Origin of the sequence: Teichococcus wenyumeiae, assembly GCF_003696345.1 — a bacterium.
Classification (GTDB): Bacteria; Pseudomonadota; Alphaproteobacteria; order Acetobacterales; family Acetobacteraceae; genus Pseudoroseomonas; species Pseudoroseomonas wenyumeiae.
In genome coordinates this window covers 104,086-116,779 of sequence record NZ_RFLX01000005.1, presented here as the reverse complement: position 1 = coordinate 116,779, position 12,694 = coordinate 104,086, and the positions used below count along the sequence as shown (strand labels likewise).

Here is a 12,694-nt window from a genome sequence, read left to right as displayed (position 1 = left end):
TGATGCGGGCGCCGACAAATGTTATTCCGCGCCGGCCAGCATCTGCCGCACCTGCTCCACCGCCTCACGGGTGGGCGCGTCCTGCAACCCGGGCGCCACCCCGGCGGCCGATTGCGCCACCGCCTGCCGCAGCTGGGGCGTCAGCAGCGGGCGGAACAGCGGCAGGTCCTGCGCCAGGGCCTCCGCCATGGCGCGGCTGTTCTCCGGCCGCAGCCCCTGCGTGCGCAACAGGCCCAGCATCCCCTGGCTGATCTGCGCCAAGCCGGTGCCCAGCCGCTCCAGCGCCTGCGTCACCTCCGGCCCCCGCCGCTGCGCTTCCGGCAGGCGGGACACGCGGTCTCGCGCCCCCTGCTGCACGCTGGTGCCGACCCGCAGCAGGAAGGTGAAGGCGCGTGTCAGCTCGTCCTGGTGGGCTGCGATGCGGCGGCCGAGTTCCGCCTGGTCGTTCACCCCGGCCTGCAGGATGCCGAGGTAGCGGCGCAGCATCGTGGCGCCGGCATCGCCCCAGCGTTGCAGCGCCTGGGTGCCGGCCTCGCCCTGCGGGCGCCCGGCCAGCACGGCCTCGCTGTTCCACAGCGCCTCCAGCATCGGCCGGGTGGCGGGGTTGCTGAGGCGCGGCAGCGCCGCCACCGGCGTGGTGGGCGGCACCTGCCGGACAAAGGCGGCGGCGGCCTCCTCGCCCCGGCGCATCGCATCCGGCGCCACCTCGGCCTGGGCGGCGGTGGCGAGCAGCAGGGCCAGAAGCAGGGGCAGCAGGCGCGGCATCGGATTCTTCCCCATGAATGGATGGCAGATGCGCGGCGCGGCGGCCGGATACAAGCGCGGCCCTGGCCGCCCTCTTGCGGCGCGCTGTGCTTTCGCCTCTGCTGCGCGCAAGCGAGGAGATGCACATGTTCGATTTTTCCGGCCGGCGGGCCGTTGTGATGGGCGGCAGCCGCGGCATCGGGCGCGCCATTGCCCTGGGCCTTGCCCAGGCTGGCGCGCGGGTGGCGATCTGCGCCCGCGGCCAGGCCTCCCTGGATGCGACGCGGGCCGAGCTGGGCGAGGGCGCCTTCGCCGCCCCCTGCGACCTGGCGGATGCCGCCGACATCGCCCGCTTCATCCCCAAGGCCGCCGCGGCGCTGGGCGGCATCGACACCCTGGTGAACAACGCTTCCGGCTTCGGCTCGGAGGATGACGAGGAAGGCTGGGCCGCCTCCTTCCAGGTGGACATCATGGCCATCGTGCGCGCCAGCCACGCCGCCGAGCCCTTCCTGGCCGAGGCCGCGCCGCGCCTGCAGGGCGGCAGCAGCATCGTCAATGTCTCCTCCATCTCGGCGCTGCGGGCGGCGGCGCGCTCGCTGCCCTATGGCGCGGCCAAGGCGGCGGTGGACCACTACACCATGAGCCAGGCCCGCGTGCTGGGCCGCAAGCAGATCCGCGTGAACGGCGTCGCCCCCGGCTCGATCGAATTCCCCGGCGGGCGGTGGGAGGAACGGCGGCTGGAAGGCTCGCCGGTCTACCAGTCCGTGCTGGCCTCGATGCCGCAGGGCCGGCTCGGCGTGCCGGAGGAAGTGGCGGATGTGGTGCTCTTCCTGGCCTCTCCCGCCGCGCGCTGGGTGACGGGGCAGACGCTCGCGGTGGATGGCGGCCAGCTCCTGGGCCTGTGACCCCCATCGAGATCGCATTGGAGGAAGCCCGCGCGGCGGCGGCGCGGGGCGAGGTGCCGGTGGGCGCGGTGGTGACCGACCCCGCCGGCGCCGTGCTGGGCCGCGCCGGCAACCGGGTGGAGGAACTGCACGACCCCACCGCCCATGCCGAGATCCTGGCGCTGCGCGCCGCCGCCGCCGCCCGCCGCAGCCCGCGCCTGCCGGACTGCACCCTGACTGTGACGCTGGAGCCCTGCCCGATGTGCGCGCAGGCTGCCAGCTTCTTCCGGGTGCGGCGGGTGGTCTTCGGCGCCTATGACCCCAAGGGCGGCGGCGTGGAGCACGGGGCACGGATCTTCCAGGCCGCCTCCTGCCACCATGCGCCGGAAGTGGTGGGCGGGGTGCGGGAAGCGGAATGCGCCGGGCTGCTGCGGGATTTCTTCGCGCGGCTGCGCTGAAGGCCTGGGGCCGGGGAGGGCTCCCGCCCGGCCTGCAGGCGTTGCCTTCGAAGGGCCTGTTCAGCCTTTGCGCAGATAGGGGATGGTGCCCGCGAGGTCGGTGTCGTCGATCATCTGGAAGCGGCTGTCGCTGCCCTTCTGGCGCGCCGCGGCATAGGGGGCGTAGTCGGGGTCTTGGGCGAATGCCTCCGCGGCTTCGGCGGAGGGGAACTCGAGAAGCGCGATCAGCGTGGTGTCGAGCGGCGCGCCTTCCAGGGTTCTGACCTTGCCGCTGCGTGCCAGGTACTTGCCGCCATGCCGGTGGACGATGTCATGCACCGCGGCCGCATAGGACGGCACCCATGCGTCGTCGGTCACTTTGATGTCCGCGATGACATAGACGGGCATGGTTTCCATCCTCCTGTGGGCCGGGGCCGGGCACTGCGGCGTTCCAGCTCTTGTCGCGCAACAACAGGAAGGCGTCAAAACGTTTCTGTTAGGAAATGATCGTGCTGAGGATGGGGCTGGTCGGCCTCCCCTGCGGGATGGGCGGGGCTGTTTCCTGCCCTGCCAACCGTTCCCGGCTGCAATCCCGATCCGGGGCATGGCCCTTCCGGCCGCCAGCGGCCGGAAGGGCCTTTCCGCTCAGAAATCGCTGACGCGGCCCTTGCGTTCCCAGTCTCCGAAGCGGGTCGGTTCCGGCCCGGCGGGGCCGCCGATCTCGACCGGCATCGACTTGGGCTTGGGCGGCGCCGGGGGGGTGGACTGGGGCTCGGCTTCGGCCGGGGCGGGGGTGGCCGGCGTGGCGGCCTCTTGTTCGGGCTTCATCATGCGCAACATCTGGGGTGTGTAGGCCGGAACAGGGAAGGGGTCATGGGCGGATATCTGCGAACAACGGTTCTGCTGGCGGCGATGACGGCCTTGTTCGTGGCGGTGGGTGGCCTGCTGGGCGGCCGGGGCGGCATGGTGGTGGCGCTGGGCGTGGCCTGCGTCACGAATCTTTTTGCCTGGTGGGGCAGCGACCGGATGGTGCTGCGCATGTACAATGCCCGGCCGATCGGCCCGCATGACGCGCCCGCGCTCTGGCGCATGACGGAGGCCATGGCGGCCCGCGCCGGGCTGCCGATGCCGGCGCTCTACCTGATCCATGAGCGGCAGCCGAATGCCTTCGCCACCGGCCGCAACCCGCAGAATGCGGCGGTGGCGGTGAATACCGGCTTGCTGGAACTGATGCCGGAGGAGGAAGTGGCCGGCGTCATCGCGCATGAGCTGGCGCATATCCGCAACCGCGACACGCTGATCATGACCGTCACCGCCTGCCTGGCGGGTGCCATCGGCATGTTGGCGCAGTTCGGCTGGCTGTTCGGCGGGCGGGACCGGGAGCGGGGGCCGGGGCCGGTGGTGGGCCTGCTGGTCATGCTGCTGGCGCCGATGGCGGCGGCCATCGTGCAGATGGCCGTCAGCCGGTCCCGCGAATACGAGGCCGACAGGGGCGCCGCCGAGATCACCGGCAACCCCGCCGGGCTGGCCCATGCCCTGATGCGGCTGGAGCAGGGGCGGAGCGTCTTCCTGAACCCGGAGGCGGAAGCCAACCCGGCCACGGCGCATATGTTCATCGTCAACCCGCTCTCCGGCGCGCGGCTGGACGGGCTGTTCTCCACCCATCCCCGCACCGAGAACCGGGTGGCGGCGCTGATGGAAATGGCGCAGCGGATGGGCGGCGGCCGGGGCGGCTGGAGCGTGCCGGGCGGGGCACCCATGGCCCCCGCCATGCCGCAGGCGCGCGGGGCCGGGCCCTGGTCGCGCGGTGGGGCGCGCCCGGCGCCGCCGCGGCGGCCGCGCGGGCCCTGGGGCTGAGCCGCCGCGAACGATTTCGGATCGCTCCGCTTCTGGCCTATGCTGCCCCCCGCAACCGGGCGGGCCGAGGCCCCCCGAATCCGCCACCGGAGAAGTCCATGCGCCGCCGCGTGCTGCTTGCCGCCCCGCTGATCGCCTCCCCGCTGCTGCTGCCTGCCGCAGGCCCGGCTTCCGCCCAGCCGGCCGGGGTGGTGCTGGAGGAATTCCTGGTGCCGTCCGGCCCCGGCATCCAGCTCTACCTGCGCAACAAGCGGCCCGAAGGGGCCACGGCGGCGCGGGCGGACCGCGTGGTGCTCTGCGTCCATGACGGCACCTTTCCGGCCAGCACGACCTTCGACCTGCCGGCCGGCGGCGTCTCCTGGATGGATTACATGGCCGGGCGCGGCTTCGATGTCTGGAGCGTCGACCTGCGCAACTACGGCCGCTCAACGCGCGATGCCGCGATGGCGCAGCCGCCGGGCGGGCAGCCGCTGACCACGGCGCGGGATGCCCTGGCCGATATCGCCGCCGCCGCCGCCTTTATCCGCGAGAAGCGGGGCGTGCCCAAGCTGGTGCACCTGGGCTGGGGCTGGGGCGCCAGCCTGATGGCGCGCTTCGCGGTGGACAATGCCGCCCTGGTGGACCGGCTGGTGCTCTACGCGCCGGAATGGCCGGCCGAGGCCGCCACCCCGCAGGGCAGCGCGCCCCAGTCCAACGGCGCGCCGGGCGCCGCCGGCCCGGCACTGCCCTCCTATCGCAGCCTGACGCGGGCCGAGGTGCGGGCGCGCTGGGTGGAGGGCGTGCCCGACAACCGGCGCGGCGGCCTCTTCCCCGCCGGCTGGTACGAGCACTGGGCCGACACCACCTTCGCCGTGGACCCGGAAGGGGCGCGGCAGGTGCCTTCCGTGCTGCGGGTGCCGAATGGCCCGCTGGCGGACCTGCAGGCCGGCCGCCGCCTCTTCGATGCCGCCCGTGTCACGGTGCCGGTGCTGATCACCCTGGCGGAATGGGACCGGGAAGCGCCGGCGGCCCAGGCGCTGGCGCTGTTCCAGGCCATGGCCGCCGCGCCCGCCAAGCGCATGGTGCTGCTGGGGGAGGGCACGCACGGCATCATGCTGGAGCGTAACCGCGGGGCCCTGTTCCAGGCCGTGCAGGTCTTCCTGGAGGAAGGGCTCAGCGGCTGATCCCATCTGACGTTTTGGTCATATTGGTTGCGATTGGGCCGGGGGGCGCCTAGATACACAGCGTCGACTGGTTTGGCCTGCGCCTCGTGCCCGGCCGTTCGTGCATCGTGCCTGGTGCCCGTCCATCAAGTTGATCCGCAGCACATGTCGTGCGGCGGTGACATCATCAACGGAGCACCCCGATGGCTATCGGTACCGTCAAGTGGTTCAACACGACTAAGGGCTTTGGCTTCATCCAGCCGGAAGACGGCTCCAAGGACGTGTTCGTGCACATCTCCGACGTGCAGCGCGGCGGCATGCAGAGCCTGAACGAAGGCGAGCGGGTCGAGTTCGAGCTGCAGCGCGGCAAGGATGGCAAGGTCTCGGCCGGCAACCTGCGCCGCGCCTGACCTGGCCGGGCGCTCCGGCGCCTGACCAAACGGGCCGCGCGCCACCGGCGTGCGGCCTTTCCGGCCGGGCAGCAGCTGCCCGCGCCGGTTGCATGACCCTTACGGGCCGATGCATCCCGCGCGCCCGCGCCGCGCGCCCTCTACCGTGCCACCTGGCCGCGGAGACCGGCGGCCCCTTTGACCAAGACACGGGAGGATTCCTCATGGCACGAGCCCCAAACTACAACCAACAGCGCGCTGATCGTGACCGGGCCAAGCAGGCCAAGGCCGATGCCAAGCAGCGTGAGCGCGAGCAGCGCAAGGCTGAGCGCGAGGCCTCCACGGCGCCCGCCAGCGATGCCCCGCCCGCGGCTGAGACTGACGAACAGGCATAAAGCCGCCCTTTGCTCCGGCGGCAGGAGTTTTTGATGACCGCCAAGCAGCGCAATACCGGCACCTGGGTCTTCTTCGACGTTCTCTACGAAGACGGCTCCCGCCGCTCCAACCGCAAGGTGCCGGCGGAGATCCTGGGCGGGCTGGATGGCGATGAACCCGCGCGCAAGCTGATCGAGAGCCAGGACGAGGAAATCTCCAAGGCTTCCGGCCAACCGCGCCCGGTGATCGCCTCTCTCACCCGCACCCCGGTGATCAAGGCGGCGCCCAAGCCTGGCTCCCTGAAAGCCGCGCGGGGCCGCTGAGCCGCCTTCCTCTGCCTCCCCCCGATTGACAGCCGCCGACCCCGGACGGAGGCTGGCAACAGGGAGAGGCAAGAGGAAGACGGCCCGATGGACCAGACCAAGAAGCACTTCAAGCTGCGCAGCCAGCGCTGGTTTGACGACCCGGAAGACCCGGGCATGACGGCGCTCTATATCGAGCGCTTCCTGAACTTCGGCATGACGCGTGGCGAGCTGCAGTCCGGCAAGCCGATCATCGGCATCGCCCAGACCGGCAGCGACATCGCCCCCTGCAACCGCCACCATATCGCCCTGGCCGAACGGGTGAAGGCAGGCATCCGCGATGCCGGCGGCATTCCCCTCGAATTCCCCATCCATCCGATCCAGGAGACCGGCAAGCGCCCCACGGCGGCGCTGGACCGCAACCTGGCCTATCTGTCGCTGGTGGAAGTGCTGCACGGCTATCCGCTGGATGGCGTGGTGCTGACCACCGGCTGCGACAAGACGACGCCGGCCTGCCTGATGGGCGCGGCCACCGTGAACATCCCGGCCATCGTGCTCTCCGGCGGCCCGATGCTGGACGGGCACTGGAAGGGGCGGCTCTCCGGCTCCGGCACCATCGTCTGGGAAGCGCGCAAGCTGCTCGCCGCCGGCGAGATCAACTACGACGGCTTCATGCAGATGGTGGCTTCCTCCGCCACCTCAGTCGGCCATTGCAACACCATGGGCACGGCGCTGTCCATGAACTCGCTGGCCGAGGCGCTGGGCATGTCGCTGCCCGGCTGCGCCTCCATCCCGGCGGCCTATCGCGAGCGCGGGCAGATCGCCCATGCGACGGGCGCGCGCATCGTGGAAATGGTGAAGGAGAACCTGCGCCCCTCCGACATCATGACGCGCGAGGCCTTCGAGAACACCATCGTCCTGGCCAGCGCCATCGGTGCCTCCTCCAACTGCCCGCCGCACCTGGTGGCTATCGCCCGCCACATGGGCGTGGAGCTGACCACCGAGGACTGGCAGACCATCGGCGCCGAGATCCCGCTGCTGGTGGATTGCCAGCCGGCCGGCCGCTTCCTGGGCGAGATGTTCTACCGCGGCGGCGGCGTGCAGTCCGTGATGAAGGAGCTGGCGGATGCCGGCAAGCTCCACCTCGGCGTCAAGACCGTCACCGGCCAGACACTGGAAGAGGACCTGAAGCGCGCGCCGCTGCCGGACCGCGAGGTGATCCGCGCCTATGACACGCCGCTGAAGGAACAGGCCGGCTTCGTCGTCCTCTCCGGCAACCTGTTCGAGAGCGCGGTGATGAAGGTCAGCGTCATCGACGCCGAGTTCCGCAAGCGCTTCCTGTCCGACCCCGAGGATGTCTTCGAGGGCAAGGTCATCGTCTTCGAGGGCCCGGAGGACTACCACGACCGCATCGAGGACCCGGACCTCGGCGTCGACGAGCATACCGTGCTGGTCATCCGCAACTGCGGCCCGGTGGGCTATCCGGGCAGCGCCGAGGTGGTGAACATGCAGCCGCCGGGCGCCATGATCAAAGCGGGGCTGCACAGCCTGCCCACCATGGGCGACGGCCGGCAGAGCGGTACCTCGGCTTCCCCCTCCATCCTCAATGTCTCCCCGGAAGCGGCGGTGGGCGGCGGGCTGGCACTGATGAAGTCGGGCGACCCGATCCGCATCAACCTGAAGACCCGCAAGGTGGACCTGCTGATCCCGGCCGAGGAGATGGAAGCCCGCCGCGCCGCCTGGACGCCGCCCAAGCTGCTGAACAAGACGCCGTGGGAGGAGATCTACCGCTCCATGGTGGGCCAGCTCGGCACCGGCGGCTGCCTGGAGCCGGCGACGCTCTACCTGAACATCCTGGAGACGCGCGGCGAGAGCCGGCACAACCACTGACGGGGGAGGAAGGTCGGGGGAAGGAATTCCCCCGCGCAAACGTATAGGTTTGCGCCTTCTTTTTTCTTCGAGTGAGGCCTGCCGCCGGCCCGGCGGTGCCACGCTGAAAAACACCGCAAAGAGAAGATGGGGGTCTGGGGGAATTCCTTCCCCCAGCCTTTGCATGGGAGAAGAACTGCATGGCCGGAAGGCTGCAAGGAAAGCGCTGCTTCGTGACGGCGGCGGGGCAGGGCATCGGCCGCGCCGCCGCGCTGGCCTATGCCCGTGAAGGCGCCACGGTGGTCGCCACCGACCGGGACGCGGCCAAGCTGGCGGGCCTGGGGGATGGCATCGCCGCCATGCCGCTGGACGTGCTGGACGACGCGGCGGTGAAGGCGACCATCGAGGACAACGGGCCTTTCGACGTGGTCTTCAACTGCGCCGGCTTCGTGCACCAGAACGACGTGCTGAACTGCCGTGACGAGGACTGGGACTTCGCCTTCGCGCTGAACGTGCGGGCGCAGTGGAAGGTGATCCAGGCGGCGCTGCCGGGCATGCTGGCCCAGGGGGGCGGCGCCATCGTCAACATGGCTTCCGCCGCAGGTTCGGTGAAGGGTGTCGCCAACCGCTTCGCCTATGGCACCACCAAGGCCGCCGTGGTCGGGCTGACCAAGAGCGTGGCGGCCGATTTCGTCACCAGGGGCATCCGCTGCAACTGCGTCTGCCCGGGCACGGTGGACACCCCCTCGCTGGGCGAGCGCATCGCCGCCAATGCCAGCACCGCCGGCAGCGTGGAGGCGGCGCGCGCCGCCTTTGTCTCCCGCCAGGCCATGGGGCGCCTCGCCACGCCGGAAGAAATCGCCGAGCTTGTGTTGTATCTCTCCGCGCCGGAGAGCCAGTTCGTGACCGCCCAGGCCATCGTCATCGATGGCGGCTGGACCAACTAAGGAAGCGCTGAACCATGAAGCTGCTGCGTTACGGCCCGCCGGGCCAGGAAAAGCCGGGCCTGCTCGATGCCGCCGGCACCATCCGCGACCTCTCCGGCGTGCTGCCGGATTTCTCGGGCGATGCGCTTTCCGCCGCCGGGCTGGCGAAGCTGGCGGCGCTTGACCCGGCCTCGCTGCCGGCCGTCTCCGGCAATCCGCGCCTCGGCCCGCCGGTGGCGCATATGAAGAACTTCGTCTGCATCGGCCTGAACTACGCCGACCACGCGGCGGAGACGGGTGCGGCCATCCCGAAGGAGCCGATCATCTTCCTGAAGTCGCTGGGCGCGCTCTGCGGCCCCAATGACGATGTGGAGATCCCGAAGAACAGCCAGAAGACCGACTGGGAAGTCGAGCTGGCCATCGTCATCGGCACCAAGGCCAAGAATGTCTCGGAGGCCGAGGCGCTGGACTACGTGGCCGGCTATGCCGTCTGCAACGACGTTTCCGAGCGCGAATTCCAGATCGAGCGCGGCGGCCAGTGGGACAAGGGCAAGGGCTGCGACACCTTCGGCCCGCTCGGCCCCTGGCTGGTGACCAAGGACGAGGTGCCGGACCCGCAGGACCTGGCGATGTTCTGCGAGGTGGATGGCCACCGCTACCAGGACGGCTCCACCCGCACCATGATCTTCGGGGTGGAGAAGGTGGTCTCCTATGTCTCGCAGTTCATCACGCTGCATCCGGGCGACGTGATCACCACCGGCACCCCGCCGGGCGTGGGCATGGGCCAGAAGCCGCCGGTCTACCTGAAGCCGGGCCAGACCATCCGCCTTGGCATCGCCGGCCTAGGCGAGCAGGTGCAGAAGACCGTCGCCGCCGCCTGAGCGCCGGGGGCCGTCCCGCCCCTGCGGCGGGCGGCCCCAGGCCACCGGCGGGGCCTTGACCGCCCGGCCCGCGACCGCTGAAGACAACATGCCGCCGCCCAAAGGGGGCCGGCGCCATCCTTCCAGCGCAAGGTGCCGATGTGTTCACCCAGACATCCCTGACTGCCCGGATCGTCGCGGCGGGCACCCGGTGGCCCTGGCTCACGCTGCTGCTGGCGCTGCTGCTGGCGCTGGGCGCCGGCTTCTACAGCAGCCGCCATTTCGCGCTGACGGCCGATACGGCGGAGTTGATCGCCACCGACCTGCCCTGGCGGCAGGGCGAGCTGGCCTACGAGGCCAATTTCCCCCAGTTGCACAACCTCGTCGTGGTGGTGGTGGATGGCGCCACGCCGGAACTGGCCGAATCCGGCGCCGCGCGCCTGACCGAGCGGCTCAAGGCCATGCCGGAGCTGCTGCACGACGTGCACCGCCCCGATGGCGGCCCCTTCTTCGACCACCACGGCCTGATGCTGCTGCCGCTGGAGGAAGTGCAGGCGGCCACGGAGAAGCTGATCGAGGCCCAGCCCTTCCTCGGCCCCCTGGCCGCCGATCCCAGCCTGCGCGGCGTGATGGGCGCGCTGGACACCGTGCTGCGCGGGGTGGAGATGGGGCAGGCCCGGCTTGACGACATCGCCCGTCCGCTCTCGGCGCTGGCGGAAACCTTCACCCGGGTGGTGGAGGGCCGGCCCACCTTCTTTTCCTGGCAGAACCTCTTCTCCGACCAGCCGGCCGGCACGCGCATGCTGCGCCGCTTCATCCTGATGCGGCCGGAGCTGGACTATTCCAACCTGCAGCCGGGCACCCGCGCCACCGATGCCATCCGCGCCGCGGCGCGGGAGCTGAGGCTGGACCCGGCGCATGGCGTCACGGTGCGCCTGACCGGCCCGGTGCCCATGGCCGACGAGGAATTCGGCACCCTGGCCGAGGGCGGCGAGGTGATGGGCGGCGCCATGCTGCTGGCGCTGGTGGTCATGCTCTGGCTGGCAGTGCGTTCCGCCCGGCTGGTTGGCGCCATTCTGTTGACCACGCTGATCGGACTGGTGATCACCGCCGGGCTGGGGCTGCTGGTGGCCGGGCGCTTCAACCTGATCTCGGTGGCCTTCATCCCGCTTTTCGTGGGGCTGGGGGTGGATTTCGGCATCCAGGTCTGCGTCCGCTTCCGGGCCGAGCGGCTGGGGCAGGCCGATGACCGCGCCGCGCTGGCGGCGGCCGGGCGGGGCGTCGGCGCCTCCCTGGCGCTGGCGGCGCTGGCCACCGCGGTGGGCTTCTTCGCCTTCCTGCCCACCAGCTTCCTGGGCGTCTCGGAACTCGGCATCATCGCCGGCATGGGCATGGTGGTGGCTTTCCTGCTGTCCATCACGCTGCTGCCGGCGCTGGTGGTGCTGCTGCGCCCGCGCGGCAAGCAGGCGGAGGTCGGCTGGCCCGCCCTGGCGCCGCTGGAAGGCTGGCTGCACCGCCGCCACCGGCTGGTGATGGGGCTGGCCGTGGTGGCGGCCCTGGCCTCGCTGGCTGTGCTGCCGCGCCTGCATTTCGACTTCAACCCCATCCACCTGCGCAGCCAGAAGGCCGAATCCATCGCCACGCTGGAGGACCTGATGCGGGACCCGGACCGCACGCCCAATACCATCAGCGTGCTGGCGCCCTCCCTGGAGGCGGTCGATGCCCTGTCCGCCCGCCTTGCCGCCCTGCCGGAAGTGGCGCAGGTCGTCTCCCTCAAGAGCTTCATCCCGGAGCAGCAGCCGGAAAAGCTGGCCGCCATCGCGGATGCGGCGGACCTGCTGGCCCTGACGCTGGATCCGCCACGCGTGCGCTCCGCCCCCACGGATGCCGATGTGGTGCGCGCCATGATCGCCACCGCCGTCGCCCTCCGCGCCGCCGCCGAGCAGGAGCAGACCCCCGCCGCCATCGCCGCGCGCCGGCTGGCCACGGCGCTGGATGCCCTGGCCGCCGGCCCCGCCACCACCCGCGTGGCCCTGGCCGAGGCGGTGATCCCGCCGCTGCGCACCCTGCTCGGCCAGATCCGCGCCATGCTGGATGCCGGCCCGGTGACCGCCGAGACCCTGCCGCCCGACCTGGTGGCCGACTGGGTGGCGCGGGATGGCCGCCCGCTGATCCAGGTCTTCCCGCGCGGGGATTCCAACGACAACGCGGTGCTGCAGCGCTTCTCCGCCGCCGTGCAGGCGGTGGCGCCGGATGCGGTGGGGGCCCCCATTTCCATCCAGGGCGCCGCGGGCACCATCGTCACCGCCTTCCAGCAGGCCGGGCTGCTGTCCGGCATCGCCATCACGCTGCTGCTGGCCGTGATCCTGCGGCGGCTGCGGGACGTGCTGCTGACGGTGCTGCCGGTGCTGCTCAGCGGCCTGCTGACGCTGGCCTCCTGCGTGGTGCTGGGGCTGCCGCTGAACTTCGCCAATATCATCGCCCTGCCGCTGCTGTTCGGCATCGGCGTGGCCTTCAACATCTATTTCGTCATGGCCTGGCGGAAGGGCGAGAGCCGCCTGCTGCCCTCCAGCCTGACCCGCGCCATCCTGTTCAGCGCCCTGACCACGGCCACCGGCTTCGGCAACCTCTGGCTCTCCAGCCACCCCGGCACGGCCAGCATGGGGCTGCTGCTGATGCTTTCGCTCTTCTGGGTGCTGGTGACGACGCTGCTGCTGCAACCGGCGCTGCTGGCGAAGCCGGCGCGGTAAGGGCTGGGTGATGAATGTCCCCCAAGCCGCCTTCGGTTCTTTGGGGTTTGCGAATGGGCCTGCGGCCGGAGCCCCGTGCCGGGCCGCGCCCTCGCATAAGGGATGGCCGGCGCGGATGTCGTCATATGGACAGACCATTCTAGAATGATTAGTCTATTT

Annotated in this window: 14 protein-coding genes; 11 read left to right on the top strand and 3 right to left on the bottom strand. The window is 70.9% G+C overall.

The annotated features are described in order from the left end of the window. Positions 1 to 21 precede the first annotated feature (21 nt). Positions 22 to 765, bottom strand: coding sequence for a hypothetical protein (locus tag EBE87_RS09210; protein WP_147426236.1), 744 nt, complete (start codon positions 763 to 765; stop codon positions 22 to 24). 125 nt (positions 766 to 890) lie between these two features. Between EBE87_RS09210 and EBE87_RS09205 the strand changes: the two genes are divergently transcribed. Both EBE87_RS09205 and EBE87_RS09200 read left to right on the top strand, forming a co-directional pair. Next, on the top strand, positions 891 to 1,649 hold the full coding sequence (locus EBE87_RS09205) for an SDR family NAD(P)-dependent oxidoreductase (protein WP_120640902.1): 759 nt from the start codon (positions 891 to 893) through the stop codon (positions 1,647 to 1,649). Then, a complete protein-coding gene (locus EBE87_RS09200) occupies positions 1,646 to 2,086 on the top strand; it encodes a nucleoside deaminase (protein WP_120640900.1) in 441 nt (146 codons plus the stop codon). The genes EBE87_RS09205 and EBE87_RS09200 overlap by 4 nt, the downstream gene beginning before the upstream one ends. A gap of 60 nt (positions 2,087 to 2,146) precedes the next feature. Here the strand turns inward: EBE87_RS09200 and EBE87_RS09195 are convergent, their stop codons facing one another. Both EBE87_RS09195 and EBE87_RS09190 read right to left on the bottom strand, forming a co-directional pair. After that, positions 2,147 to 2,473: a DUF1330 domain-containing protein gene (locus EBE87_RS09195; RefSeq protein WP_120640903.1), complete on the bottom strand. Its 327-nt coding sequence runs from the start codon at positions 2,471 to 2,473 to the stop codon at positions 2,147 to 2,149. 237 nt (positions 2,474 to 2,710) lie between these two features. Continuing rightward, positions 2,711 to 2,896, bottom strand: a complete 186-nt coding sequence (locus EBE87_RS09190) for a DUF1674 domain-containing protein (protein WP_120640904.1) — start codon at positions 2,894 to 2,896, stop codon at positions 2,711 to 2,713. Between the two features lie 42 nt (positions 2,897 to 2,938). On the opposite strand from EBE87_RS09190, the gene htpX reads away from it, so the two are divergent. The 9 genes from htpX (at position 2,939) to hpnN (ending at position 12,535) form a co-directional block, all read left to right on the top strand. Then, complete coding sequence (gene htpX / locus EBE87_RS09185) at positions 2,939 to 3,922, top strand: zinc metalloprotease HtpX (RefSeq protein ID WP_122139964.1); 984 nt, start codon at positions 2,939 to 2,941, stop codon at positions 3,920 to 3,922. Between the two features lie 98 nt (positions 3,923 to 4,020). Further along, on the top strand, positions 4,021 to 5,085 hold the full coding sequence (locus tag EBE87_RS09180) for an alpha/beta hydrolase (RefSeq protein ID WP_120640714.1): 1,065 nt from the start codon (positions 4,021 to 4,023) through the stop codon (positions 5,083 to 5,085). A 182-nt stretch (positions 5,086 to 5,267) separates the two neighbouring features. Next, positions 5,268 to 5,474, top strand: a complete 207-nt coding sequence (locus EBE87_RS09175; protein ID WP_120640713.1) for a cold-shock protein — start codon at positions 5,268 to 5,270, stop codon at positions 5,472 to 5,474. A 203-nt stretch (positions 5,475 to 5,677) separates the two neighbouring features. Continuing rightward, positions 5,678 to 5,848: a hypothetical protein gene (locus EBE87_RS29365; protein WP_199707910.1), complete on the top strand. Its 171-nt coding sequence runs from the start codon at positions 5,678 to 5,680 to the stop codon at positions 5,846 to 5,848. 33 nt (positions 5,849 to 5,881) lie between these two features. Next, positions 5,882 to 6,151: a hypothetical protein gene (locus EBE87_RS09170; RefSeq protein WP_120640712.1), complete on the top strand. Its 270-nt coding sequence runs from the start codon at positions 5,882 to 5,884 to the stop codon at positions 6,149 to 6,151. 87 nt (positions 6,152 to 6,238) lie between these two features. After that, a complete protein-coding gene (locus EBE87_RS09165; RefSeq protein ID WP_120640711.1) occupies positions 6,239 to 8,020 on the top strand; it encodes an IlvD/Edd family dehydratase in 1,782 nt (593 codons plus the stop codon). A 179-nt stretch (positions 8,021 to 8,199) separates the two neighbouring features. After that, positions 8,200 to 8,946: an SDR family oxidoreductase gene (locus tag EBE87_RS09160; protein ID WP_120640710.1), complete on the top strand. Its 747-nt coding sequence runs from the start codon at positions 8,200 to 8,202 to the stop codon at positions 8,944 to 8,946. 14 nt (positions 8,947 to 8,960) lie between these two features. After that, complete coding sequence (locus tag EBE87_RS09155; protein ID WP_120640709.1) at positions 8,961 to 9,806, top strand: fumarylacetoacetate hydrolase family protein; 846 nt, start codon at positions 8,961 to 8,963, stop codon at positions 9,804 to 9,806. Between the two features lie 140 nt (positions 9,807 to 9,946). Further along, positions 9,947 to 12,535 (top strand): hopanoid transporter HpnN, encoded by a 2,589-nt coding sequence (gene hpnN / locus EBE87_RS09150; protein WP_122139963.1) that lies wholly within the window; start codon positions 9,947 to 9,949, stop codon positions 12,533 to 12,535. The last annotated feature ends 159 nt before the right edge of the window (positions 12,536 to 12,694 follow it).

Excerpts from the sequence above, each read along its gene's own strand:
- EBE87_RS09210 (WP_147426236.1), bottom strand. The coding sequence starts at position 765 with ATGCCGCGCCTGCTGCCCCTGCTTCTGGCCCTGCTGCTCGCCACCGCC.
- EBE87_RS09155 (WP_120640709.1), top strand. The coding sequence starts at position 8,961 with ATGAAGCTGCTGCGTTACGGCCCGCCGGGCCAGGAAAAGCCGGGCCTG.
- htpX (WP_122139964.1), top strand. The coding sequence starts at position 2,939 with ATGGGCGGATATCTGCGAACAACGGTTCTGCTGGCGGCGATGACGGCC.
- EBE87_RS09160 (WP_120640710.1), top strand. The coding sequence starts at position 8,200 with ATGGCCGGAAGGCTGCAAGGAAAGCGCTGCTTCGTGACGGCGGCGGGG.
- EBE87_RS09180 (WP_120640714.1), top strand. The coding sequence starts at position 4,021 with ATGCGCCGCCGCGTGCTGCTTGCCGCCCCGCTGATCGCCTCCCCGCTG.
- EBE87_RS09165 (WP_120640711.1), top strand. The coding sequence starts at position 6,239 with ATGGACCAGACCAAGAAGCACTTCAAGCTGCGCAGCCAGCGCTGGTTT.
- EBE87_RS09170 (WP_120640712.1), top strand. The coding sequence starts at position 5,882 with ATGACCGCCAAGCAGCGCAATACCGGCACCTGGGTCTTCTTCGACGTT.
- EBE87_RS09205 (WP_120640902.1), top strand. The coding sequence starts at position 891 with ATGTTCGATTTTTCCGGCCGGCGGGCCGTTGTGATGGGCGGCAGCCGC.
- EBE87_RS09190 (WP_120640904.1), bottom strand. The coding sequence starts at position 2,896 with ATGATGAAGCCCGAACAAGAGGCCGCCACGCCGGCCACCCCCGCCCCG.
- EBE87_RS09175 (WP_120640713.1), top strand. The coding sequence starts at position 5,268 with ATGGCTATCGGTACCGTCAAGTGGTTCAACACGACTAAGGGCTTTGGC.
- EBE87_RS09195 (WP_120640903.1), bottom strand. The coding sequence starts at position 2,473 with ATGCCCGTCTATGTCATCGCGGACATCAAAGTGACCGACGACGCATGG.
- EBE87_RS29365 (WP_199707910.1), top strand. The coding sequence starts at position 5,678 with ATGGCACGAGCCCCAAACTACAACCAACAGCGCGCTGATCGTGACCGG.